At 68.2% G+C, this 24,290-nt stretch carries 19 protein-coding genes and 1 pseudogene; 11 read left to right on the top strand and 9 right to left on the bottom strand.

The features are described 5' to 3' along the window. Positions 1 to 40: 40 nt before the first annotated feature. Positions 41 to 775, top strand: coding sequence for a halocyanin domain-containing protein (locus HZR14_RS09920; protein ID WP_255479229.1), 735 nt, complete (start codon positions 41 to 43; stop codon positions 773 to 775). Between the two features lie 118 nt (positions 776 to 893). Continuing rightward, a complete protein-coding gene (gene ubaA / locus HZR14_RS09915) occupies positions 894 to 1,706 on the top strand; it encodes an SAMP-activating enzyme E1 (protein WP_181692712.1) in 813 nt (270 codons plus the stop codon). 55 nt (positions 1,707 to 1,761) lie between these two features. Here ubaA and HZR14_RS09910 read toward each other — a convergent pair whose 3' ends face one another. Then, positions 1,762 to 1,968 carry a DUF7470 family protein gene (locus tag HZR14_RS09910; RefSeq protein ID WP_181692711.1) on the bottom strand — a complete coding sequence of 69 codons (207 nt, stop codon included), beginning with the start codon at positions 1,966 to 1,968 and terminating at the stop codon, positions 1,762 to 1,764. A gap of 102 nt (positions 1,969 to 2,070) precedes the next feature. Here HZR14_RS09910 and HZR14_RS09905 point away from each other — a divergent pair, with 102 nt between their 5' ends. Beyond that, positions 2,071 to 2,811, top strand: a complete 741-nt coding sequence (locus HZR14_RS09905) for a 4-phosphopantoate--beta-alanine ligase (RefSeq protein ID WP_181692710.1) — start codon at positions 2,071 to 2,073, stop codon at positions 2,809 to 2,811. 200 nt (positions 2,812 to 3,011) lie between these two features. Beyond that, positions 3,012 to 3,962, top strand: coding sequence for a cell division protein CdpA domain-containing protein (locus HZR14_RS09900; protein ID WP_181692709.1), 951 nt, complete (start codon positions 3,012 to 3,014; stop codon positions 3,960 to 3,962). A gap of 149 nt (positions 3,963 to 4,111) precedes the next feature. On the opposite strand, the gene HZR14_RS09895 is transcribed toward HZR14_RS09900, so the two are convergent. From HZR14_RS09895 to HZR14_RS09885, 3 genes are read right to left on the bottom strand one after another with little or no spacing between them, the layout of a single operon-like run. Next, a complete protein-coding gene (locus HZR14_RS09895) occupies positions 4,112 to 4,612 on the bottom strand; it encodes a Mut7-C RNAse domain-containing protein (protein ID WP_181692708.1) in 501 nt (166 codons plus the stop codon). Beyond that, a complete protein-coding gene (locus HZR14_RS09890) occupies positions 4,609 to 6,351 on the bottom strand; it encodes a DNA polymerase/3'-5' exonuclease PolX (RefSeq protein WP_181692707.1) in 1,743 nt (580 codons plus the stop codon). Before HZR14_RS09890 ends, HZR14_RS09895 begins: the two co-directional genes overlap by 4 nt. A 40-nt stretch (positions 6,352 to 6,391) precedes the next feature. Further along, on the bottom strand, positions 6,392 to 6,829 hold the full coding sequence (locus HZR14_RS09885; RefSeq protein WP_181692706.1) for a DUF5788 family protein: 438 nt from the start codon (positions 6,827 to 6,829) through the stop codon (positions 6,392 to 6,394). An 86-nt stretch (positions 6,830 to 6,915) separates the two neighbouring features. Here HZR14_RS09885 and HZR14_RS14740 point away from each other — a divergent pair. The 4 genes and pseudogenes from HZR14_RS14740 to aglG all read left to right on the top strand — a co-directional run. Next, a pseudogene (locus HZR14_RS14740) lies at positions 6,916 to 8,196 on the top strand (GAF domain-containing protein); the annotation flags it as partial. 27 nt (positions 8,197 to 8,223) lie between these two features. Further along, positions 8,224 to 10,017: a PAS domain S-box protein gene (locus HZR14_RS14735; RefSeq protein WP_489675580.1), complete on the top strand. Its 1,794-nt coding sequence runs from the start codon at positions 8,224 to 8,226 to the stop codon at positions 10,015 to 10,017. Positions 10,018 to 10,080: 63 nt separating this feature from the next. After that, the gene (locus HZR14_RS09875) at positions 10,081 to 10,413 is read left to right on the top strand and encodes a hypothetical protein (protein ID WP_181692704.1); all 333 of its coding nucleotides are present in this window, start codon (positions 10,081 to 10,083) and stop codon (positions 10,411 to 10,413) included. Positions 10,414 to 10,489: 76 nt separating this feature from the next. Next, positions 10,490 to 11,446: a glucosyl-dolichyl phosphate glucuronosyltransferase gene (aglG, locus tag HZR14_RS09870; protein ID WP_181692703.1), complete on the top strand. Its 957-nt coding sequence runs from the start codon at positions 10,490 to 10,492 to the stop codon at positions 11,444 to 11,446. A 41-nt stretch (positions 11,447 to 11,487) separates the two neighbouring features. Here aglG and HZR14_RS09865 read toward each other — a convergent pair whose 3' ends face one another. Then, positions 11,488 to 12,939, bottom strand: a complete 1,452-nt coding sequence (locus HZR14_RS09865) for an oligosaccharide flippase family protein (RefSeq protein WP_181692702.1) — start codon at positions 12,937 to 12,939, stop codon at positions 11,488 to 11,490. 157 nt (positions 12,940 to 13,096) lie between these two features. Between HZR14_RS09865 and HZR14_RS09860 the strand changes: the two genes are divergently transcribed. Next, a complete protein-coding gene (locus HZR14_RS09860; RefSeq protein ID WP_181692701.1) occupies positions 13,097 to 14,086 on the top strand; it encodes a hypothetical protein in 990 nt (329 codons plus the stop codon). Positions 14,087 to 14,379: 293 nt separating this feature from the next. On the opposite strand, the gene HZR14_RS09855 is transcribed toward HZR14_RS09860, so the two are convergent. Beyond that, positions 14,380 to 15,729, bottom strand: coding sequence for a glycosyltransferase family 61 protein (locus HZR14_RS09855; protein ID WP_181692700.1), 1,350 nt, complete (start codon positions 15,727 to 15,729; stop codon positions 14,380 to 14,382). A 101-nt stretch (positions 15,730 to 15,830) separates the two neighbouring features. On the opposite strand from HZR14_RS09855, the gene HZR14_RS09850 reads away from it, so the two are divergent. Together HZR14_RS09850 and HZR14_RS09845 are read left to right on the top strand one after the other, a co-directional pair. Further along, a complete protein-coding gene (locus HZR14_RS09850) occupies positions 15,831 to 17,276 on the top strand; it encodes a sulfatase-like hydrolase/transferase (protein ID WP_181692699.1) in 1,446 nt (481 codons plus the stop codon). A 67-nt stretch (positions 17,277 to 17,343) separates the two neighbouring features. Continuing rightward, complete coding sequence (locus HZR14_RS09845) at positions 17,344 to 18,324, top strand: glycosyltransferase family 2 protein (protein ID WP_181692698.1); 981 nt, start codon at positions 17,344 to 17,346, stop codon at positions 18,322 to 18,324. 24 nt (positions 18,325 to 18,348) lie between these two features. Here the strand turns inward: HZR14_RS09845 and HZR14_RS09840 are convergent, their stop codons facing one another. The 3 genes from HZR14_RS09840 to HZR14_RS09830 form a co-directional block, all read right to left on the bottom strand. Next, positions 18,349 to 20,091: a zinc ribbon domain-containing protein gene (locus HZR14_RS09840; protein ID WP_220132525.1), complete on the bottom strand. Its 1,743-nt coding sequence runs from the start codon at positions 20,089 to 20,091 to the stop codon at positions 18,349 to 18,351. Positions 20,092 to 20,097: 6 nt separating this feature from the next. Further along, the gene (locus tag HZR14_RS09835; RefSeq protein WP_181692697.1) at positions 20,098 to 20,250 is read right to left on the bottom strand and encodes a DUF2080 family transposase-associated protein; all 153 of its coding nucleotides are present in this window, start codon (positions 20,248 to 20,250) and stop codon (positions 20,098 to 20,100) included. A 149-nt stretch (positions 20,251 to 20,399) separates the two neighbouring features. Next, on the bottom strand, positions 20,400 to 24,140 hold the full coding sequence (locus HZR14_RS09830) for a S8 family serine peptidase (protein WP_181692696.1): 3,741 nt from the start codon (positions 24,138 to 24,140) through the stop codon (positions 20,400 to 20,402). Between the last annotated feature and the right edge of the window lie 150 nt (positions 24,141 to 24,290).

Genomic DNA, 24,290 nt, shown 5'->3' with positions numbered 1-24,290 from the left:
CCTAAAGTAAAAATAAACCGACCGACAAGGACCGACACGAATGGCTACTAACGACGGGGCCGGGATGACCCGGCGCGATCTCTTCCGTGTCGGTGTCGGTGCGGCAACGGCCGCGGCGGCGACGGGGGCAGCCCAACCGACCTACGCACAGGAGGAGTTCGACTACGGCGGATGGTTCGAGGACGCGAACAACTACGACGGAACGGTCGACATGACCGGCGAGGACGAGGTGACAGTCGAGGTCGGTGCCGGCGAGAACGCCCTCGCGTTCGGGCCGCCGGCGGTCCACGTCGACGTCGGCACGACCGTCGTCTTCGAGTGGACCGGCGAGGGGGGGACCCACAACGTCGTCGAACGGGAAACCGGGGAGCGATACGGAAGCGACCTCGCCGACGAAGCCGGAACGCGCTACCCGATCACCTTCGAGAGCGACGGCATCAGTACGTACGTCTGTAGCCCACACTCGAGCGTCGGAATGAAAGGCGCGGTCGTGGTCGGCAACGGCGAGGGCGTTCCGGACGTCTCGGAGGGGGAGATGACCGTCGGCGGCGGTGGTGGCGACGGCGGCGGAAGCGGAGACGGCGGCGACGGAAGCGACGGCAGCGGAAGCGGAGACGGCGGCGACGGAAGCGACGGCGGCGACGGGGAGGTCCCGCCGGCGATGAAAGGCGACAACAGCGTCTTCGCGCTGTTCGGCCTCTCGGCCGTCATCGCGTTCCTCTCGCCGTTCGCGGTCGTGGTGTTGATGCGGCAAAACGACGCAAGCGAGGCCTGAGACGGGTCGTCGTACCGGCGTCGTCGGTCACCGTTCGCACGGTTTGGCGATGCTCGACCGGGCGGCGGTCAGTATACACACCCAGCGCATTTTATACCGGGACGCGTAACGGACGGATATGGCGGGACTCGCTCTCGACGCCGACCAGCTCGATCGCTACTCCAGACACATCATCATGGACGACGTCGGTCCCGCCGGCCAGGCGCGACTGCTCGATTCGGAGGTGCTCTGTATCGGGGCCGGGGGGCTCGGCTCGCCGGTCATTCAGTATCTGGCGGCGGCCGGCGTCGGCACGCTCGGGATCGCGGACGACGACGTCGTCGAGCGCTCGAACCTCCAGCGACAGGTCATCCACGGCGACCCGGACGTCGGCCGCCCGAAGGTCGAATCCGCCCGCGAGTTCGTCGAGCGACAGAACCCCGACGTGACGGTCCGATCCCACGAGACCAGAGTCGAGGCCGACAACATCGAGGCGTTGCTCGAGACCTACGACGTCGTCGTCGACGGCTCGGACAACTTCGCCACCCGGTATCTGGTCAACGACGCCTGCACGCTCGCGGGCGTCCCGTTCGCCCACGGGGCGATCCTGCGCTTCGAGGGGCAGGTGACGACCTTCGAGGCCACCGAGGGCGGCCCATGCTATCGGTGTCTCTTCCCGGAGGCCCCCGAGCCCGGTACCGTCCCCGACTGTGCGAGCGCCGGCGTCCTGGGCGTGCTTCCGGGGACGGTCGGCTGTATCCAGGCGACGGAAGCGGTCAAACTCGTCTTGGAGTACGGCGAAACCCTCGATGGCCGGATGATATTCTACGACGCCGCGGATATGACGTTCCGGGAGATCGCCATCGAGCCGCGCCCGGACTGTCCGATCTGCGGCGAGGGCGGGATCGAGTCGATCCAAGAGGTCGAGTACGAGGAGACCTGCTCGGTGTGATACGGTCGGTTTGGCCCCCTACCGGCACGTCGCTCGGTCGACGGGGGCCGACCGATCACAGGTCCTCGTAGCCCATCCCCATGGACGACAGGACGGAGCCGACGAGGCCGTGGCATATCAGCCCGCTGCCGAGGACGACCGCGGCGGAACCGAGCGCCGCACGGCGGTTCTCACGGCCGACGATCACGAGTCCGAGACACAACAGGGCGACGCCGGCGACGCCGGTCTCGCCGAGCGTCGCCCGCAGTTCGTCAGTGTCCATGTCGGGGACTGTCGGCGGCGGCGATTAAAGCCGGCGGGTTCGAACGGCGACCGCAGCGTCGACGAACGGGAGCCTTTTGGTCGATGACGCCCCACGAGGGGTATGACCGGCCCGGAGATCCCGGAATCGCATCCCAGATACGAGTCGCTTCTGACGCGACATCGCATCGAGGCGGGCGTCGACCGTGGGCTCACGTCCAGGCAGGGACTCATCGCGCAGGGTCGCGGCGAGGCGTTCGATTACCTGCTCGGGGAGGAGACGATCCCCAGCGCCGACGACGCCGAACGCGTCGCCGCCGCCCACCTGCTCCGCGCCGACCACCCGGTGTTGTCGGTCAACGGCAACGTCGCCGCGCTCGCGCCGGGTGAGATCGTCGCCCTGGCCCAGGCGACCGGTGCCGACGTCGAGGTCAACCTCTTCAACCGGACCGACGAACGGATCGGACGGATCGAGACACACCTCCGCGAACACGGGGCCGAAACCGTCAAGGGATCGACGGCGGACGGCCGGATCCCCGGTCTCGACCACGAGCGCGCGAAGGTCGATGCCGACGGGATCGGGGCGGCGGACGTCGTGTTGGTGCCGCTCGAGGACGGCGACCGCGCCGAGGCGCTCGCCGCGATGGGCAAAACGGAACTCGTCGTCGACCTCAACCCGATGTCGCGGTCGGCGCGGTCGGCGGCGGTGCCGATCGTCGACAACCTGATCCGGGCGGTGCCGAACATGATCGAACACGCGGTTGAGTTGGCCGACGCCGACGACGGGACGCTGGATGCGATCGTCGACTCGTTCGACCCCGAGGACGCCCTCGCGGCCGCCGAAGAACGGATCCGAGACGTTTGACCCGTCGTGTCGATCCGTGCGGCGCGCGGCGGTCGAACGGCGATCCGTGCGGCGCGCGGCGGTCGAACGGCGATCCGTGCGGCGCGCGGCGGTCGAACGGCGATCCGTGCGGCGCGCACCCCGATCCGTAGCGGTCGAACGGCGATCCGTCTTGCGCCCGTCTGACATAGTGTTTTGTGGGTCGGCGAAGTACGTCCCGTATGGCTAGCCTCACGGAGGTCTACAGGGGGGGCGGTGGGGCCGGCCTCCGGCGGCTGTACGCTGGTGTCGCGTTGTTCGGGATCGGGGCCGTACTCGTCACGACCGGCCTCGTCGTCGCGTCGACCGGGGTCGGCTCGTCTCTCGGGCTCGGGCAGTATCAGTCGCGCGAACTGGCCGGCGTACTGGGCGGGATCGGGCTCCCGGCGGTCCTCTTCGGGACCGTGGTCGCGTTGCCGAGGGCCTCGCGCCGACTCCAGTCGGCCGCCGCGGTCGGGGCAGTCGTCTGTCTGGCCGGCGTCGGGATGTTCGCCCGCTGGTACCCGGTCGATTGGGTCGGCGGCTCGGGCGATACGACGATGACGCTCGTCGTCTCGGCGACGTACTTCGTCGGCGCGATCGTCACGAGCTGGTGTCTGTTCAGCGCCGTTGCGAGCTTCAAAGCACGCAACGATCCCGGCGGCACGGTGTCGCTCGAGATCACGAAGGGGGGCGAAACCCGGATCGTCGAGGTCTCGAACGAGGAGCTACGCGGTCGGCTCAGCGGGATCGGAACGTTCGGTGCCACGCCGGACGGCGAGGCCGAGACACAGACGAACCGCCCGTCGTCGGGAGAACGGACGGCCGCCAGCGATCGGTCGGCGTCGGGAGCCGACGGCGACCGGTCCCGGACCGACAGGACGGCAGGTCAGACCGACGGATCGGCCGGCCCGACCCCGAGTCCGACCGACGGGGGTACCGACGCCGCCTCGATACGGGAGCCGGGCGTTTCCGACGACGCGGAGTTCCTCGACGAGGAGCCGTCGGCACCGATGAGCGACCGCTACTGCGGCAACTGCGCGCACTTTCGGTACGTCCGAACGGAGGAGGAGGCGCTCGTCCCCTACTGTGGGTTTTACGACGAGCCGATGGACGACATGGAGGCCTGCGTCGAGTGGTCGCCGAATACGTGAGACGGGCTGTTGTCGTAGCGCGACGACGATCCGTCTGATACTGTCGGACGTAACTACTTGAATCGAAAATCTCTGAGCGTCGTGTCACAGTACGGTTTCGTCTATCTGAACGATTCAGGTATTCACGAAATTACGTCCGACAGTATGAGTCACGACAGTACCGACGTCATCCGTTCGTAGTGGCTTCCCTTCCAGAACAGCTGTCCGCAGGACCGACAGCGCCAGCAGTCGGTTTCGTCGGGATCCGGGCTGTACTCGGGCGTGTCGGCGTCCGGGGGGACCTCCCGGAGCCGGCCGTTACACCGCCCGCAGTAGGAGGGCTCCTCCTCGGGGGTGAGTTCGACGCCCGCCCGCCGGAGTTCGGCCACCTGCGCCTCGACGTCCCGTTCCGTGAGCAGGATCGCCCCCTCGACGCGGTCGGCCAACTCGACGTCACGGGTGAGGAGCCGTCGGCGCTCCGCCTCGGCGAGGGCGGCGAGGCGGTCGTCGGACTCGATCCCGCGGTCGAGGGCGTAGGCCGTATCGTATCCACAGACCCGGAGGTAGACGGCGAGCGTACCGAGCATGACGTCGAGCAGCAGCCGGTCGGTCTCGGGTCGGATCGGCGTCTCCCCGCCCCCGCCCTCGCCCGTGGGGACTCCGCCGGTCATCCGAGAAACGCCCGAACGCCCGCCGCGTCCCGGCAGTTCAACACGTCGGCCGGTTCCGCCCACCCGCGACGGGCGGTGTGGACGCCGAAACGCGCGTTCGCGTAGGCGCCCGTCCCGTGCGCGTCGGTGTTTATCACGACCGTCGCACCGGCCTCGATCGCGGCCTTGACCCGTCTCGACCCGAGGTCCAGCCGCCGGGGGTCGGCGTTGATCTCCAGGGCCGTTCCGTGCGCCGCCGCCGCGGCCGCGAGCCGCTCGATGTCGACGTCGTGGCCGGGGCGCTGGTTCAACAGCCGGCCGGTCGGATGGCCGAGGATATCGACCGCGGGGTGTTCGGCCGCGGCGACGAGTCGGTCGGTGCCGTCGCCGTCGAGGGCGCTGTGCGGCGAGGCGACCACGCAATCGAGCGCGTCGAGGACGTCATCGCCGACGCTGATCGAGCCGTCCGATCCGACGTTCGCCTCGACCCCGGCGAGGACGTCGATCGACGCGTCGTCGTCGGCCGCCCGGATCGCGTCCGCGTGGGCCAACAGCCCGTCGTCGTCCAGCCCGACGCCGCCGACCATCCCCGGCCCGGTGGCGTGATCGGCGACGGAGACGTACTCGTGGCCGTACTCCGCGGCGGCCTCGACCATCTCCTCGACCGTCGCCGAGCCGTCGGAGGCGGTCGTATGGAGGTGGAGGTCCCCGCGGACGTCGGCCGTCTCCACGAGTGTCGGGAGGGCGTCCTCGGCCGCCCGTTCGATCTCGCCGCGGTCCTCGCGCAGGTCCGGTGGGACGAACGACAGCCCGACGGCGTCGTAGACGTCCGCCTCGGTTTCGCCCGCGACCCGGTCGCCGACGCGTTGGCCGCCGTCGGGATCGTCGACCCCGGAGACGTCGAAGACGCCGTACTCGTTGACCTTCAGCCCCATCCCGATCGCGCGGTTCCTGAGCGCGACGTTGTGGTCTTTGCTGCCCGTAAAGTACTGCAGGGCCGCGCCGAACTCCCCCGGGACCACGACGCGGAGGTCGACGCGTTCGCCCTCGGCGCGGACCGAGGCCTTGTTGCTCCCGGCTTCGATCACCGAGTCGGCCCCTTCCCAGGAGGCGAACAGGTCGACGACGCGTTCGCCCGCCTCGCTGGCCACCAACACGTCGACGTCGCCGATCGTCGGCCGCCACCGCCGGATCGACCCGGCCGTCTCGACGGCTTCGACCGCGTCGTGGCTCTCGAAGAAGGCGACGAGACGATCGGCGACGGGGCGGGCGTCCCCGAGCAGGCTCCGGGCCCTGGCCTCCCTGGCGAAGGGGATGTTTTCGAGGATGTTCGACTCCGTCTTCGCGCCGAAGCCCTTCACCGTCCGGATCTCCCCGGCCTCGGCGGCCGCCTCGAGGTCGTCCAGGGTCTCGATGCCGAGGGCGTCGTACAGCGAGGCGACGGTCTTGGGACCAATGCCCTCGACGGCCGTCAGGGCGTCCATCTCGACGGGGAGGCCCTCGCGGAGCTCTTCGAGTTCCCCGATCGTTCCGGTCTCGACGTACTCCGCCGTCTTCGCGGCGATCGCCTCGCCGACGTCGTCGATCTCGGCGATGGCGTCCTCGCCGCCCTCGGCGTGGAGGCGGTCGACGGAGACGGCGTTGCTTCGGACGCTATCGGCCGCCCGGCGGTAGGCGTTCGGTTTGTACTCGACGTCGCGCGCCTCGAGGTGAGCCGCCATCTCCTCCAGTCGGTCGGCGACGGCGGCATTGTGGTTCATCGGCGTCCCCCGCTCGTCGCGTCCGTCCGCGGGTCCCGGATCACCGTCCCCGCACCTCCGGCCCGTCGTCCTGTCCGAGCGCCTTCTTGAGGAAGTCCATCCAGCGTTTCGTGTCCGCGGTTTCGCTCCGCTCGGCCTCCCGGGCGACGCTTTCGGAGCCGAGGGTCTCGAGGGCCTCCAGGGCCCGGTCGATACCGATGATGACGCCGGCGGCCCGTTCACCCGCCTCGAAGTCGATCTCGCCGGCCTCGATCAGTTCCTTTCGTTCGAGGCGTTCGCGCCGCAGGTTGCGTTTGGCCCGCTCGACGCGGTCGCGTTCGCCCGGCGGGACCGTCTCCCGGCGCTTGATTTCGAAGACGAACTCCCGGAGACGTATCTCCTCGCCCTGGATCTCGATCCGCTCGGGGATGTCGACGCCGAGCGTCGATCCCTCCCGACCGATCCGTTCGAGGAGCTGTTTGCGCTCGTACTCCTGCACGTCCGCCTCTCCGGGGCGGAGGGTAAAATACTAACCGGCAGTACCGCATCAAAAGACTCATCAATTTCTCGTGTCACCACGAGGTAATGGCGGATCGGATCCAGGTACTAACCGTCGACGACGGATCCGGCACTGGGGCAGAGACGGTCGAGAAGCTCCAACGGGCGGACGACCGACTCGACGTCACGCCGGTCGCGACGGCCGAGGACGCGCTCGAACACCTGCGCCGCCAGCCGGTCGACTGTGTGCTCTCGGACCACGGGGAGTCCGGCATAGACGGGCTGGCGCTTCTGTCGGAGGTCCGAGACCGGCGGCCCGATGTGCCGTTTATTCTGTACACGGGGGACGGTTCGGAGGCGGTCGCATCCGAAGCGATCTCCGAGAACGCCACGGATTACGTGCGAAGGGACGATTCGGCCGCCCATTTCGAAGCACTCGCACAGCGGATCGTCGCCGCGAGCGAGACGCGACAGGCGAGTGAGTACGAGCGCGTCGCCGACCTCGTCAGGGACATCCAATCCGACCTCGTCCGGGCGAGGACCCGCGAGGAGGTCGAAACCAGGGTCTGCGAGCGGCTTGCCGAAGCCGATCCCTACGTGTTCGCGTGGATCGGGACCGTCGACACCGACCGCGATCGGATACGGCCGCGGGCGTCGGCCGGGCGGGATTCCGACTATCTCGACGAGGTCGAGATCACCGTCGACGACAGCGCGACCGGGCAGGGACCGACCGGGAAGGCGGTCAAGACGCGCTCGATCCAGGTGGTCCAACACATCGCCGAAAACCCCGCATACGGTCCGTGGCGTGAGGACGCGCTCGAACGGGGGTATCGCTCCAGCGCCGCCGTGCCGATCGAATACGACGGATCCTTCCATGGGGTATTGAACGTCTATTCGGACCGTCCGGCGGCGTTCGACGCCGACGAGCGGTCGTTGCTCGGGGAGTTCGCCGAGACCATCGCACACGCGTACCACCGAATTCGCATCCAACAGCGGTACGAATCGCAGTACCGCGAGCTGTTCGAGGACGCGCCGGTGATGATGGCGTTCACGCGCGAGTCGGGCGGCGAACCGGTCATCGAGGACTGCAACCGGCGGTTCGCCGAAACACTCGGATACGCCGCTTCGGAGCTTCGAAACCGGCCGCTCGCGGAGCTGTACACCGACGAGTCGGTACAGCGGCTGCTCGACGAGGGCGGGTACGAACGGGCGCTCGAGGGGGAGTTCACCCCCCAAGAACGCGCGTTCGTCACGGCGGAGGGCGAACGGCTGGTCACGCTTCTCCAGGCGACACCGCGTCGAAGCGACGACGGCGAGATCGTCGGCACCCACGCGCTCTACGTCGACATCACGGACCGCAAGCGGGCCAGGGAAGTACTCGAACGGGCGGAGGCGATGGAGGCGTCGATGGACGGCATGGCGATCATCGACGAGGGAAACCACTACGTCTACGCGAACCAGGCCCACGCTGCGGTCTACGGATACGACGACCCGGACGCGCTGATCGGGAACACGTGGCGGATGCTCTATACCGACGACGAGATCGAGCGACTGGAGTCGACGGCCCTGCCCGCACTCGAGGAGACCGGAGAATGGCGGGGGGAGGCGACCGGGCTCCGGGCGGACGGAACGACGTTTCCACAGGAACTGTCGCTGACGAGCGTGGGGGACGGGGCGTTGGTCTGTGTCGTCCGCGACATCACGGAGCAAAAAGAACGGGAGCGAGAGCTCCGTGAGGTCAAAGAGCGCCTCGAGCTCGCGGTCGAGGGGGCGAACCTGGGTATCTGGGACTGGGATATGACCACGGACGAGATGGAATTCAACGAACAGTGGGCGCAGATGCTTGGCTACTCGCTCGATGAGATCGAGCCCCACCTCGACGCCTGGGAGAAACGCGTCCATCCCGACGATGTTGACGATGTCGAGGCGGCCCTCGACGCACACATCGCAGGCGAGACCGACTACTACGACACCGAACACCGGATGCGGACGGCCGACGGCGACTGGAAGTGGATCCGGGACGTCGGCAGGATCGTCGACCGCGACGGGAACGGTGAGCCGGTCCGTGCCGTGGGCGTCCACATCGACGTGACCGAGCGCAAGGAGTACGAGCGGGTACTCGAGCGGACCCGAGAGGAACTCCGACACATCATCGACCTCGTGCCGGACCTGCTCTTCTTGAAGAACCGCGAGGGCGAGTACCTGCTGGCGAACGAGGCGACCGCCGAGGCGTACGGCTCGACGCCCGAAGCCATCGAGGGGGCCTCGGAGTCGGCGGTGATCCCGAACCTCGAGGAGGCCGAAGCGTTCCACGAAGACGACATCGAGGTCATCGAGTCCGGCGAATCGATGAACGTCACCGAGGAACTGACGACCGTCGACGGCGAGACCCGCATACTCGAAACGACGAAGATCCCGTACGAACTCCCGGAAAGCGGCGAGACGGTCGTCCTCGGATACGGCCGTGACGTGACCGAACGCAAGGAGTACGAGAGACGGCTCGAAGAACAGCGCGACAGCCTCGAAGTGCTCAACCAGGCCGTCCGCCACGACATTCGCAACGACCTCCAGCTCGTGTTGGCCTACGCCGACATGCTGGGGGCATACGTCGACGCGGACGGCGAGGCGTACCTCGAGCAGATACTCGAAGCGGCCCGTGACGCGGTCGGCATCACCACGACCGCACGGGACGTAACCCAGGTGATGCTCCAGGCCGACGCCGAGCACCGTCCGGTGCCGCTTCGTTCCGTGCTCGAAGCCGAGATCGACGACGTTCGCTCGAACTACGAGCACGCGATAGTGCGGGTCGATGGGTCGATTCCGGACGTCACGGTGTGTGCCGACGATATGTTGGAATCGGTGTTCCGGAACCTGCTGTCCAACGCGATCCAGCACAACGACAAGGACGTCCCCGAGGTGGTCGTATCGGCGACCTGCGGCGACGAGGCCGTGGCCGTACGGGTCGCCGACAACGGGCCGGGGATCTCGGAGGCGCGAAGGGAGCGGATCTTCGAACAGGGCGAGATGGGGCTCGACAGCGAGGGAACGGGGCTCGGGCTGTATCTCGTCGAGACGCTCGTCGGCCGCTACGGCGGCGAGGTCCGCGTCGAAGACGGGGGCGAACGGGATTCCACGGGGGGCGACGACCGCGAGGGGGCGGTGTTCGTCGTCGAGTTGCCGATCGCGTAGCCGTCCGGCCCGGACGCGACCGCCGCCACGAACGCCTTTGTCCGTGGGGAACGTACCGCCCGTATGGAACAACCGAAACCCGCGGACGGCTGGCCGGACGGGCCGCTCTCCGAGGCGGAGGCCGCGGACCGACTCGGCGCGGACGGACTCGCCGTGTGGGTGATGGACGCCGACAGCGCGGTTCGGTCGGCGACGGTCCCGGCGGACGCCCCCGAGACGCCCGTCGTGGACATCGTGATCGAGACGGACGATGCCTTCGAGATGTACAGCTACTCCGGGGGCCGGTGGATGGACTACGGCACGCAGAGAAAGGACGACGAGGACGCGCCACCGATGGCCGGGACGCTCGAAAGCTATCGGATCCTCGCCGGCGAGAGCGAACTCGATCTCGGGTAGCCGCCGAGACCGCCGCCGGGGGCTCCCTTCTCGGGTTCAGAATGCTTATTCCCGGCGGCGTTGAACCGGTCGAGTAATGGACGTCTCCGTCGTCGTCTGTACGTACGCGATGGACCGCCTCGAGCCCTTCATCGAGGCGGTCGAGAGCGTGCTCGCACAGACCCACGAGGAGCTGGAGGTCGTTCTCGTCGTCGACGGCAACGACGAGGTGTTCGAGCACGTCCGGGAGCGCTTCGGCCCCGGCAGCGACGCCGCCGCGGGCTTCGACGGCGACATCGTTCTCCACTGCAACGAGGAGAACCGCGGCATCTCCTACAGCCGGACGGAGGGCGCACGGCTGGCGTCGGGGACGGTCGTCGCGTTCATCGACGACGACGCCGTCGCCGAACCGGACTGGGTCGAGCGGCTGGTCGACGTCTACGAGACGACCGACACGCTCGCCGCCGGGGGATACGTCGCCCCCGACTGGCAGACGGCCAAGCCCGAGTTCTTCCCCGAGGAGTTCTACTGGCTCGTCGGCTGTACGGAGCGGGGCTTCGCCACCGACGGCGAGGAGGTGCGAAACACCTACGGGTCGAACGTCTCGTATCGACGCTCGGCGTTTCTCTCCGTGGGCGGCTACGACCCGAACACCGGCCGGAAGGGCGATCGCCACGTCCAGGCCCACGAGGCCCCGGTCGGCATCCGGCTGCGGGAGCGCTACGGCCACGGCGTCATCTACACGGAGGACGCCGTCGTCCACCACAAGCTCTTTGCGTACCGCGGCGACTTCCGGTGGCTGCTGTTTCGTTCCTTCTGGCAGGGCTTTTCCAAGCGCGTGCTGGCGATCCTGTATCCCGGCAGCCAGGGCAACGAGAGCGCGTTCTTGAAACGGCTGCTCACGGAGCGCATCCCGTCCCGGCTCGAGGCGGGCGTCCTCGGGCCGTCGGTCCCGGAGCTCAAACGGGTCGGCGCGATGGTCGCGTTTACGGGGGCGGTCGGGCTTGGATACGTCTACGGGCTGCTCCGGCGTGACGTGTTGCGGGAGGCGTGACCCGACCCCCGCCGGCGTCCGCGGGCCGGAGCACGGGGTCGTCATCCCGACACGAGGGGCACCTCGACCGGGAGGTTCCGGTCGACGGTCGCCCGAAACCGCGCGGAGAGCGCGAGCAGGGCCAGAAAGTAGACGCCGGCACCGAGGCCGACCAACGCGACGACGGTGGCGACGTTGTGGCCGAGGAGGCGGTAGGTGTCTTCGACCCAGCGGCCGGCGAGGACGACCCCGCCCATCACGAGCGCGGCGAGCCACTGGCGGCCGATCTCGCCGTAGGGGATCGCGAAGTCGACGATCGCACCGAGCGAGCGGTGGGCGACGACGAGGCTGACCGCGACCGAGAGCGCGGTCGCGACCGCCGCGCCGAGCCAGCCGTACAGGTAGATCAAGACGACGTTCAACGACACGTTCGAGACGACGAAGAGGGCGTTGACCCGAAAGGAGCGACCGGGACGATCGATCGCGTTGAGCGTGTTGAGAAGTTGGTTCTGATAGCTCATGAGCAGATTCGCAACGATCAACACGGCGAGTATCGTCGTCCCCCGCCGGAACGCCTCGCCGTAAATCGCCAGCAGTCGCTCGCCGACGATCAGCCCGCCGACGAGCCCCGGAATCAACAGCAATCCGGCGTAGGCGAGAGCGTCCTCGGTGAGCGAACGAACCTCCTCGGGGCTCCCGTCCGCCGAGAGGCGGCTCATCTCCGGGAACAGCGTCGAACTGATCGCCCCGGCGAAGAGGATGAGAAACTGCGCGATGCCCCAGGCGGCGGCGTAGATGCCCACGAGCGATGACGGAACGAAAACCCCCAATACGAGGACATCGGTGTAGTTGAACAGCCGCGATTGGAGCCGCCCGAGCCAGGCGAACTTGGCGTACTCTACGAGGCTCCGGAAGTGACGCCGTCGGGGGATCGCGATCCCCGAAAGCTCGCGGGCGACGACGGCCGCGCCGAAGACGGTCGCGACAAGGAACCCGCCGACGTAGCCGAAGAACACACCGGCGAGCTCGAACCCGGCGAGGAGGGTGCCGATCTGGAGGAGCCCCCGTCCCCCCGTCTTCACCGTCTGGAGGGCTCCCTGCGTGCCGACGCGGTGGAGGCCGCTCAGAAGCGACGCGACGGTCGACCACGCGAGCGTGGCGAACAGCAAGGCGACGACGTAGCCCGTTGCCGGGTAGCCGACGTAGGCGTCGACGTACGACCGAGACAGCGCGAGCGCGACGGCGAGGACCGCAAAGAGTCCGCCGATCGATACCGCCGCCGCCGCGGCGTATCGCTTTCGGTCGTCGCCCTCGCTGACCCGTTTCGAGACCGCCCCCGAGAGACCGACCTGCCCGAAGATTGCGAGCCAAGAGACCAAGGCGACCACCTGGTAGTAGATCCCCAGGGCGTCCGCGCCGAGCAGGCGGGCAAAGTACACCGTCGCCACGAACCCCAGGGCGGACGCTGCCAATCGCGAGAGGAAGTACACGAGCGACGTCTGTCCCAGGTTCATGACGGACTAAGGGTTCGAAAATGAGTCCGCAAGCAGCGCTGAAAGACGCTTCGATCCCGCGGGCAGCCGTCGCGGAATCGTCGTGGGTGACGCCCCCGTCGTCGACCCCCGACGACCGACCGCAGCGCTATTGTGTTCGTCCGGGCAACCCCCACATATGCGACACCACCTCCGGCGGGCGAAACACGTCTACGAGACGCGGGGGCTGGTGGAGACGGCCAAGGCCACGCTCGGCTACGTCCCGATCGAACTCAACAACCTTGCTTTCCGCGCGCGATACGGTCCCGGAACGCGCGTGATCGCGGAGGAGTGGGACGCCCTCGTCCTTCTGGACGCCTGCCGGTACGACATGTTCGCCGAACGCGCCGACGCCGTCGCCGGGCGCGTCGGGGGCGAGTGCCACCTGGAGTCGCGGATCTCGCTCGGGTCGACGAGCGAGGAGTTTCTCGAGCGCAACTTCGGGGACGGGACGTTCCACGACACGGTGTACGTCAACACGAACCCCTACCTGCCGCGGTTGGGGCTCGACGACGGCACGTTTCACGCCGTGGTCGACCTGCTCGCCGAGTGGGACGACGACCTGCAGACGGTCCGCCCCGAGACCGTCGTCGAGGCGGCCCTGTCGGCCCGCGACCGGTTTCCCGACAAGCGGCTGATCGTCCACTTCATGCAGCCTCACTACCCGTTCATCGGCGAGACGGGGCGGGGAATCGACGCGCGGGGGTGGCGGGCCGACACGTCCGACACCAACGGTAGCCCCAACGGCGGAGGGGCCGTCGAGGGCGACTCCGTCTGGCAACGCCTGCGCAACGGCGACGACCTCGACGTCGAGGTGGTCTGGGATGCCTACCGAGAGAACCTCGATATCGCCCTCGATCACGCCCGAGGGTTGGCGGACGCCCTCCCCGGTCGGACGGTGCTGTCGGCGGATCACGGCAACCTCGTCGGCGAGCGCTTCCGGCCGATCCCCTCCCGGCGCAAGTACGGCCACCCCTACGGCGTCTACCTCCCCGAGTTGGTCCAGGTGCCGTGGTTCGTTGTCGAGTCCGCGGATCGGCCGGCGATCCGCGCCGACCCGCCGGTCGAGCAGCGATCGCCTTCCGAGGAAGACGTCGAGGACCGACTCGAGGCGCTCGGGTATCGGTGAGCCACCGGCGACCGGAAGATTCCTACCAGAGGCGTTGATTCCTGAGGCCCGTTATAGAGAATCACCCGCTGATACCGATTCACTGAACGCATCTCTACCGTGTGAACTGATACTGGTGGACGAAATCGAATGAAACCGACTCACGAGTGATCCGCTGTTCGCTCCGTCGAACGGCGTGATCCTCGTGCGTCGTGTGTACATTCTTTTGTCCGTCAGTATGAGCATCGATTGCCTCTGGGACGCCCGAAACGGGAACCGTCCCTGCGAAGGACCGCCTCGAACAGCTCGGGTACTTATAAGTCCTTTCGATCGGCGGATTCCTCGTCGAGGACGCGGGCGATTGCCCGGTCGAGTTCCGCCGTGTCGACCCGGACGTCGACCCCGACCCCTTCGCCCTCGACGAAGGCGTACTCGTGGCCGAGGGCCGCCGCGAGCCGATCGAACGTCGCGATCCGCTTGTCGCCGAACAGTTCGACCACGGCGAGGTCCTCGCCGAAGACGACGTTCGTCAGGCCCGCGCCGTGGGGACCGACGACGAGGTCGGCCCGCGAGAACAGCGCGACCTGCTCGCGGACGCTCAACTCGCCGGGGAGGTAGGTGTCGATCCCGTACCGGTCGAGCACGCCCTGGAGTTCGTCCCGGTTCGCGACGCGTCTGACGGTCGCGTCCCCGCGGGCGACGTAGATGCGTTCGCTTCCCCCGTGGCCGTCCGACGGCCCGTCGTCGTTCGGTTTCCGGTCGCCGTCGCCCGATTCCGCCGCCGGTTTCGCTCCCGCCGGTTTCGCTCCCGCCGTCGGTTCCGCCGCCGGTTTCGCTCCCGCCGTCGGTTCCGCTCCCGCCGTCGATACCGACGCTCGCATTCGGTCGCCGAGCCACGCGCACTCGGCGGGCGTCGGGTCCGGGAACGTGGGCACGACGAGCGTCTCGACGGCGGCGATCCCGCCCGCAAAGCGGGCGACGTCCCCGGCGTAGTCGACGAGCGAGAGCGACTCCTCGACCCACTCCGGCGGCTCCGGCGGGACCAAGAGCGTGGGGTATCGACCCGTGGCCGCCCCGTAGCGCTCGAGCAGCCGGATCCGGGGCAGACACTCCATCGTCCAGTGGTAGTAGTTGAGCCACGGCGGGACCGCGAGCGCGGCGGTCCCGAAGCGGTGATCCGGCGTCGGGGGCGGCCCCCCCGAGAGCGCATCGAGCGTCCGTCGGACTCCGCTCGAGCGCATCGATTTCGCGAGGGTGACGCCGGTCCGTCGCGGTCCGAGCGGCGGGGTGGCGACGGTGTCGACGACCACGCGCCCCTCGGCGTTCACCCCCGGCCCGGCCGGCCCCAACACCGTCGCCTCGGGGACCTCACAGACGAACCGGTCGCCGGGGTCGTAGCGCTCGGGCGTCGCCCGCCCGCGGAACCCCCCACTCGCTTTGATCCGCATCGACCCCTCGTGGGGCTCGGAGACGACGCAGTCCGGGGCCGCCCGGAGGTCCGACCGCGACACCGTGTCGATCCGCCCGCGGAGGTACCGACGGTAGGCGAGGCGGTAGAACAGGACGTCCTCCACCAGGACGGCCGCCCCCTCCCGGAGGAGTTCGCGCCACCCGTCCCGGCGGTATTTGCGGACCGCGCGCAAGGGGATGTCGTGCAACTCCATGCTGTCCGGATGTTTTCGAGTAGGCGTCATAACAGTACTGGGAGCGCCCCGGTCCTCGAAACCCGAACGGATAAACCGATCCGAGACGTTCGTGTGGGCGGATGAGTCGCCCCAACGTCCTGCTCGTCGTCCTCGACAGCGTCCGCGCGAAGAACGTGGGGCTGTACGGGCACCACCGCGATACGACCCCGTTTCTCTCCTCGTACGCCGACGGCGCGACCACCTACCGGCAGGCCAGATCCCCCGGCATCCACAGCGTCGCGAGCCACGCCAGCCTCTGGACCGGCGCGGCGGTCGAAGAACACGGCATCACGCGCCACGAGGACCGACTGCGCCCCGAGACGACGGTCTGGGAGGAGCTTTCGGCCCTGGGCTACCGGACGGGGGTTTTCACGGTCAACTCCGTGCTCGCACACGCCTCGAACCTGACAGACCCCTTCGACCACGCGATGACGCAGACGTTTTCGGGGTCGTCGAACAAACCCTTCCCCGGTGCCCGCGGCCCGACGGATTCGGCCACGCACGACGGCATCGCGGGCAACCTCGAGCGCGCCCTTCGGGACGAATACCCGCTCAGGTCGCTTTACAACGGCGCTTACCACCTCTATCAAAAGCGGCGCGGCTCCGCCGAGGGGACGCCCGACTCCGGGCAGTTGATCGACGGGTTCCTCGGGTGGGCGACCGGGAACGGCGACGGAGCCGACGACCGCCCCTGGGCCGCGTGTCTCAATCTAATGGACGCCCACTTCCCCTACGACCCGGCCGAGCGATACGACCGCTGGGGCGGCGAGACGCTCCGCACGCTCCACGCCGAGTTCGAGAAGCCGCCGGCGAACGAGTTCGTTCGGGGACGCCCCTGGTGGCAACTGGAGGCGTTCGAACACCTCTACGACGGGGCGATCCGCCAACTCGATGCCCACCTCGAAGGGCTCTTCGAGGGGCTCGAAGACGCGGGCGTCCACGAGGAGACCCTCGTCGTGCTCACGAGCGACCACGGCGAGGGGTTCGGCGAGATCAGCCGCCTCACCGGCCGGACGAGGCTGGTCGATCACAGCTGGGGAATCCACGAGGTGTTGACGCACGTCCCCCTCGTCGTCAGCTACCCCGGCCAGACCGACCCGGTCACCGTCGACGCGCCGGCGACCCTCGCCGCGTTTCCCGACACCGTCCGGGCGGCGCTCGACGGCTCGGCGTCGCGCGATTCGTTCGTCCCCGAGGGACCGGTCGTCGCCTCGACCGAACGGCTTCTCACCGAACACGACGGCATTTTCGAGGGGAGCACCGAGGCGGCGACGGATTACTACGGCCCCTGGCGCGCGGTCTACGAGCGCTCCGGGGACCACACGATGAAGTACGCCGTCCGCGGCGAGGACGCGCTCGCGCTGCGAATCCGCGACGCCCGGGAGGCGATCCCGGTCGACCGGGACGGCTCGAAGCGAGTCGAGGACGCCTTCGCGGCACTCGAATCGATGGACCTGCGGGGGGACGCCGGGACGGTCGAGGCGGACGTCGAGGACCGACTCGCCGACCTCGGCTACCTTCGCTGACCGACTCGCCGGCGGCCCGAGCGCCGGCGCTTCGATCATCGACTCCGATCGACGGGAAAGCCACCGCATGACAGGACACACCGACTCCGATTCCGATGCCGACTCCGGTCCCGACGCCGACACCTCCGGTGACGCGGCCACCGGGACCGATACGCCCCCCGACGTCGCCGTCGTCGTCCCCGTCTACGACGACCCCGAGGGGATCCGAACGACCCTCGATTCGCTGCTCGCCCAGTCGACCGACCGCGAGTACCGGGTCGTCGTCGTCGACAACGACTCCACCGACCGCACCCCCGACGTCGTCCGTTCGTACGACGACGACCGGGTCACCCTCCACCACGAGACGGACGTCCAATCCTCCTACGCCGCCCGCAACACCGGCATCCGAAACACCGACGCGGAGATCCTCGCGTTCGTCGACGCAGACATGACCGTCCCCGAAGACTGGCTCGACACCGCACTCGCGGCGTTCGAGACCGCCGACGCCGACTACATGGGCTGTAACGTCGACATCACGCTCCCCGAGGATCCCTCACTCGCCGCCCGCTATGACCACCACACGGGCTTTCCCGTCGAGGGCTATCTCGAACAGCAGGGGTTCGCCCCGACCTGCTGTCTGTTCGTCCGCCGCGACGTCTTCGCCGACGTCGGCCTCTTCGATCACCGCCTCGTCTCCGGCGGCGACAAGGAGTTCGGCAACCGCGTCTCGGAGGCGGGCTACGACCGCCACTTCGCCGCCGACGTTACGATGTATCACCCAACCAGGGACAGTCTCCGCGCACACGTTAAAAAGGACCGCCGGGTCGGCCGCGGCCTCTGTCAACTCCAGCGGTACCACCCCGACCGCTACGGGACGCCCGGCGTTCCGCCCCGCCCCAGCGGGATCAAACGCCCCGAACCCGACCTCCCGCTACGCGATCGGCTCGCCTTCGGCGCGCTCTCGACGCTTCTCACGGGCGTTCGAGGACTGGGGTACTACGAGGCGTATCTGTCCGGGGAGCGCCGCGACGACCTCGGTGACGTCCCGCGATTAGACTCCTCCGAGTGAGCCCGAGCCGACGCGGAACCGTTCCTATTTTCGGCAGTAAACAGCAGTCCTCTTAACGAACTGAGAGGTGCTGTGTGTCGCTGGGCTTGACACTGAATCGTTGTTACTGCTATTGTTTTTCGTCTCTATCGGGGTGACAGCGGGCGCTATGAAGCACGACCCGCCACCAGCAATCACAACTTTCTCCGAATGTCCGGTAAACACGATAGGTGCTTCACCGAACACGAGACGCGAGCCAGCGGAACGGCTAGCTGGCACGATTTCAGAATCCCCGATATACGAGGACGTGAAACCGTGTTCCAGCGTTGCTGTCTCGCTGAAGAACACACGCGCCACGTTGACTGCACCAACGTAATCCCGGTCGGCCTGAAAGCCACAGCGGGCGTTGTCGCACCGGAAGTGGCCCCCACACCACACCTCAAACGAGTGGTCGGGAGACTTCGTGGTATGCCCGGTCGCGCCGCACCGAGGGCACGACCGACTCGTGTTGCCCGGACGTACTTTATCCATGTACAGTCCGGCGATGTCAGCCCGGTACTCGATTTTCGAGATGATTTCTCGCCGCGCCCACGACGACAACTCCCACGAAAGTTGTCCTTCGCCACGAGGCGGTGACAGACTTCGTAGGTCTTCGTGTATAATCGCGTCAACGTCGTACACCAACGCGAGAGCAAGCACTTGATTCGCTACATCATGAACCAACTGCACTCGCTTGTGCCGAATCTTGTTGTTCACACGCTCGTACTCTGCCTGAACCTGTGTGAACGAGTCCGTGTGGTCACGCCCTCCTCGACGCAGATATGCCAACTTGGAGTTGAGTTGGTTACGTTCACGAGCGAGATTCTGCATCCGCTCTCGCTCGGTGTTCTGAATGAAGTACGGCGTGGAAAGTTGTTCTCCGTTCTCGTTGACAACGACTGCGGTAGCGTCTTTTCGGAGGCCACCATCAATCGCCAAGACGGTTTCCACGTCGCTCGATTTCTCTTGGTGTTCAACCTCAACGGGGAACGAGAGTTCGTAGTATTCGTTCCCGGTTTTCGATTGTGTGGGGTGGAAGGCGGGTGCGGAGAGACTGCCGTGTTCTAAGAGTTCGTGGAACGCTTCGTATCCTTCCAATTCGTGTTCCGTCCACGTCCAGTCACCACGAGTCTCGGGTTCGACTGTATCCGGTGTTTTGAGTTTGACCGTGAGTGTCTGCGTATCTTCGCTGTACTCGTATTTGACAGCCTGCCCGGAAGCGGGGCCATCGTCAGCCGAGTACGGAAGCACACCTTTCGAGTACGATGGACACTCTTGCAACTCGAAATATGATTCAGGGAAGCACCCGTGGCGGTCGTAGTACGAATTGAGTTGCCCGATTAGCAAGTCAACGTACCCAGATTTGAGGTATTCCTCTGAGTCCCAGAGTCGTTCCTTGATTCTCCGAGTGTCGATGCGTCGAATCTTGTGGTCGGGAAGAACGGACTGGATGGATTGGAACGCTTCGCGTTTGTCAGCATGACTTCGGAGTGTTTCCCCAACCTTCTGCATCACGCACCGTTTGTACCGACTCGGGAGATACAAGTCAACGCTTCCGAACGCTTCGGCTTCGTCAAAGTATTTCCACGCTTGATACGAGTATTCATCAATCCCGGTGAGGTGTTCGGGCGTCCAGTATTGCTCGATGAGCGTATTTGCAACGCTGGTTGTGAGTGTGTCTAATCGAGCGTGGCGTTCTTGCTCCTCGAAGGGGAGGCGGAGTGGGAGTGAGAGGTGTGTTGACGCCATGTTGTGTTACTCGTCGTCTTCGTTTTCTTGTTGTTCGAGGCGGATGACGGCGACTTTTTCTCCAATCCAGTCTTTTGGGACGTGGACGTGTGCGCCTCCGCCAACGGGTTTTGCTTCTTTCTCAAGGGCTTCTCTGCCCTCGAACGTGAACTCAGCCATATCTGCAGTATATACTCGATATCTATTAGGCGTTTGGGTTCTATTTGTATCGAAGGACTGCTGTTCACTGCTGATTTTTGTAGCAGTTACGCCACCCTACTCGACACGACCGTCGTTCGCCCCGGCGTCCGCCCGAACTACAGGGGACGCTACTCCCACTCCTCGGTCACCCGGATCGGCCCGACCGTCGCGTTCGCGCGCCTGCCCGCGGCGTCGACGACCGTCACCGAGGGTTCGGTCTCGCCGAGCGGGGGCGCATAGCGCGTCGTCGGCGAGTCGGTCACCCGATCGACCGACCCGTCGCCGTCGAGGTCCCAGCGGTACTCGGCGGGGCCGGCGGGCACGTCGCTGTCGCCCGCGTCGAGCGTCGTCGGCGTCCCCTCGAGCATCCAGGTCCGGCTCGTCGACAGCGCCGCGGTCGGCGCGTCGTTCTCGATGACGAACCGCTCTGTCGTGCGCTCGCCCTCGAGGGTCACCGTCCGCCGGAGCGTCGACCCGACGAAGGGCGGCTCCTCGGGCGCGTCGACGGTGACGTTGACCGTCCCGGCCAGGTGCAAGCCGGGCGTCGGGCCGAGCGCGACGCTCCCGTTTCCGTCCGTCGTGAGTTCCGCGGCGCTCGTGGCGTTGCCCGCGCGGTGGGCGATCCGGACGGTCGCGTTCTCGACGACCACGCCGCGCTCGTCGCGGACGCGGACGTCGAGCGTCGTCGGCGACGGCAGCGTCCGGTCGAGCGTCGTGTCCTCGGTCGCCTCGACCCGCCCGAGCGAGTAGAAGTCGGGGCGGCCGGGGGCCGTCGGCGCGTCGTCCCACAGGTCGCCGCGGCGGTACTGGACGTCGTAGGGCTCGTCTTTCGGCACGTCGAGGCTGAAGCGCCCGTCCGATCCCGTCGACGCGACGAAGGGGTCGTCGCCGTCGGTCGGGGCCGCGATGACGGTGTCGTTGTCGGCGACGCCGCCGTCGGCCCGCAGGAGCCGCCCCTCGATGAACCGCGTCGACGTGTTCGGCGCGCGCCCGACGTGGAAGGCGTCGGCCGTCATCGTCCGGACCGTACTCCCCGCCTCCGACTCGAGGCCGACCGCGAGGCTCATCGTATCGGCGTCGTCGGGGACCTCGACCGTGGCCCGAAGCCCCCGGTAGCCGAACCCTGCGGGCGTCCGCTCCCACGCCGAGCCGTCGATCCACGGCGGCGTCTCGGGGCTGTCGGGCGCATACCAGACGGTCGCCTCCGCGATTTCCTCCCGCGCCGCGGTGCGGATCCGGATCGGCACCGTCCCCGGCCCGGCCGCGTTCGTCGGCGTGGGGGCCTCGAGGCGGACGTCCCGGAGCAGCGGGACCGACGCCCCCGGATCGGTGTCGTTGCCTCGGAGCGTCACCGCGGTTCGCGTCCGCGTCGAGAGCCGGCCATCCGGGTTCGCGCCGTCGATCCGCACCGACAGCGAGTCGCCCTCGGCGATCGGGACCGACCCGACGTCGATCACGGGACGCTCGCTGCGGCGTTCGGCCCGAACCGTGCCGCCGACGGCGACGGCGACAGTGTGCTTGTCGCCGGCGTGGAGTTCGGTGCCCGCGCCGTCGGCGAGCGGCCGCGCCTCGACCGACGCGACCCCGTCGCGGATCTCGACGTCCGCCCGCGCGAACAGCGGGTGTGAGAGCGCGCTGACGTTCCCGGCCGCGTTGCCCGCCGCCGGCGCGGAGAGCGCCGCCCGCCAGCCGTCGAGCCGGAGGTGACGCTCGTGGTCGATCTCCGGCGTCCGGTGGACGCGCTGGATCGGGCGATCGCCCAGCCCGAACCACGACAGCTGTCGGCCGCCCCGACTCCGCCGGACCGACGTCCGCTCTTGGACCTCCGGGGTGCGGTCGACCGTCGTCCGCCCGATCCGGTAGGTGGTCGTTTCGAGGTCCGCGGGGTGGACCTCCCGTCGGGTGGCCCACCGCGTCCACCTGACGTGGTTGCTCAGATGGAAGACGTCCGCCGCGTCCAGCCCCTCGCCGTCGGTCGCCGTCGTGAGCAGGTACGTCGCCGTGAGCGCGGTCTCGCGGTCCCGCGAGACTCGGATCGTCCGGTTGTCGGCGTCGAGGACGCGCCGGGAGAGCCGTTCGGTTCCACCGGCGGTCTCGGTGACCATCGACGCCGCGACCGAGCGGTTTTCGAGGGAGCCATAGCGCACCTCCAGGGCGGTGGCGTCGACTCCCGATCGGACGGTCTCGGCCTCGTCGAGGACGACGCGGGTATCGCCGTCGACCCGGAGCCGCTCGGAGAGAAACACCAACGAACCGGTCGCGTCGTCGACGCCGGCCGACCAGAGGACGTAGGTGCCGCCCCCGGCCAAGACGCTCGCGGTGTTCCCCTCGAACTCCAGGACCTCGCTGTGGGTGTCCCCCTCGGTGAAGACGAGCAGTTCGTCGCCGTCGACGCGGTCGCCCGCCGACAGCGGCCGCTTCTCGACGGTGAGACGCCCGCCGCGGACGAACCCGACGGCGACCGACCGGGGTTCCCCGCCCACCGCATACCGGATCGCCCCGACGTGGGCTCCCGAGGGGACGGCCCCGTCGACCCGGAGTTCGACCGCCGCCCGTTCGCCCGGCGCGAGCGAGAGGCCACTGCGGTTCAACGAGAGCGCGCCTCCGGCCCCCTCGCCCGTATCGGCGTTCCGGAGGGCGAGATCGAAGTCGAGTTCGTGGCGGCGGTCGTCGCGGTTCCGAAACGTCACCGTCCGGGTCACCGAGTCCTCGTCGTCGACGACGCCGAGATCGACGACCCCGTCGGCGACGATGTCGGGTGCGAGCGCGCGTTCGGCGTCGACCTCGCCGGCCCCCGTCCCCTCGGCGATCCCGTCTCCGTCGGACGTCTCGGCGATCCCGTCTCCGTCGGACGTCTCGGCGACCGGATCGGCGACCCCCTCCGGGCCGTTTCCGATCGGTCGCGCGGTACTCGTCAGCCGGCGCTCGATCGCCGCCCGCCCGAGGCCGGGCTCGGATTCGAGGACGAGCGCGGCGACGCCCGCGACTCGGGCCGCCGCGATGCTCGTGCCGCTCCGACGGGCGTAGGGGTCGTCCGTCCAGCCGTCCCCGGCGCGCGGCCCGACGATCCCCTCGCCGGGCGCGAGCAGCTCCGGTTTAAATACGCCCGCGGAAGTCGGCCCCCAGGCGGAGCGGGCCCAAATCCCCCCTTCGCGGTCGGTCGCGCCGACGGTGAGCGCACTCCGGGACGTCCCGGGCGTGGTGACCGAGCGGGGGCCGCCGCGGTTGCCCGCCGAGGCGACCACGAGGACGCCCCGATCGGTCGCCCACTCGACGCGGTCCTCGATGGTTGCGGGGGCGGCGCCGACGCTTTCGAGGCTCAACAGGACGATGTCGGCGTCGGCCTCGCTGACGGCGTACTCGATGCCCTCGGCGACGGTCGCCTCGTCGGCGTCGCCGTTCTCGGCCATGATACGGACATCGACGAGGGCCGCGCCCGGCGCGACGCCGGCGTGGTCGCCGTCGCTTGCGGCCCCGCTGCCGCCGAGGACGCCCGCGACGAACGTCCCGTGGCCGCTCGCGTCCGTCCCGCGGTCGGGGTGGGTCGGCTCCGCGCCGGTCAGGTCGACCCGTTCGGTGACGCGTCCCCGGAGGTCGGGGTGGCCGTCGTCGATGCCGCTGTCGAGGATCGCGACGGTGACGCCCTCGCCGGTCGCGTCCGCGGGCGAGGGCGGCGTCTGCGCCGGGGCCGGGGGCGTCGCTTCGGTATCGCCGGCGTCGCCGACCGGGCCGACGGCCCCCGTTTCGGCAGCCGCGGTCCCGACGGCCGCCAGCGTACCGAGACAGGCCGAAAACAGCACGATCGAGACGAGCGTCGCGAGCGCCGCGAGACGTCGGCCCGAACGGGGGGCACGCGGGGCAGGAGCCATCGACCGGGCGTTGGGGCCTCGAAAATATATACTGCCGGCCGCCGTCGTTCCGATCTGCGCCGTCGTTCCGATCCGCGCCGTCGTTCCGATCTGCGCCGTCGTTCCGATCCGCGCCGTCGTTCCGATCCGCGCCGTGGTACGTATCGGGCT

Source organism: Natronomonas salinimetallica (genome assembly GCF_013839515.1).
In the GTDB taxonomy this organism is placed as follows: domain Archaea; phylum Halobacteriota; class Halobacteria; order Halobacteriales; family Haloarculaceae; genus Natronomonas.
The sequence above is the reverse complement of the archived record's forward strand: the minus strand, read 5'-3'. Positions and strand labels throughout refer to the sequence as shown.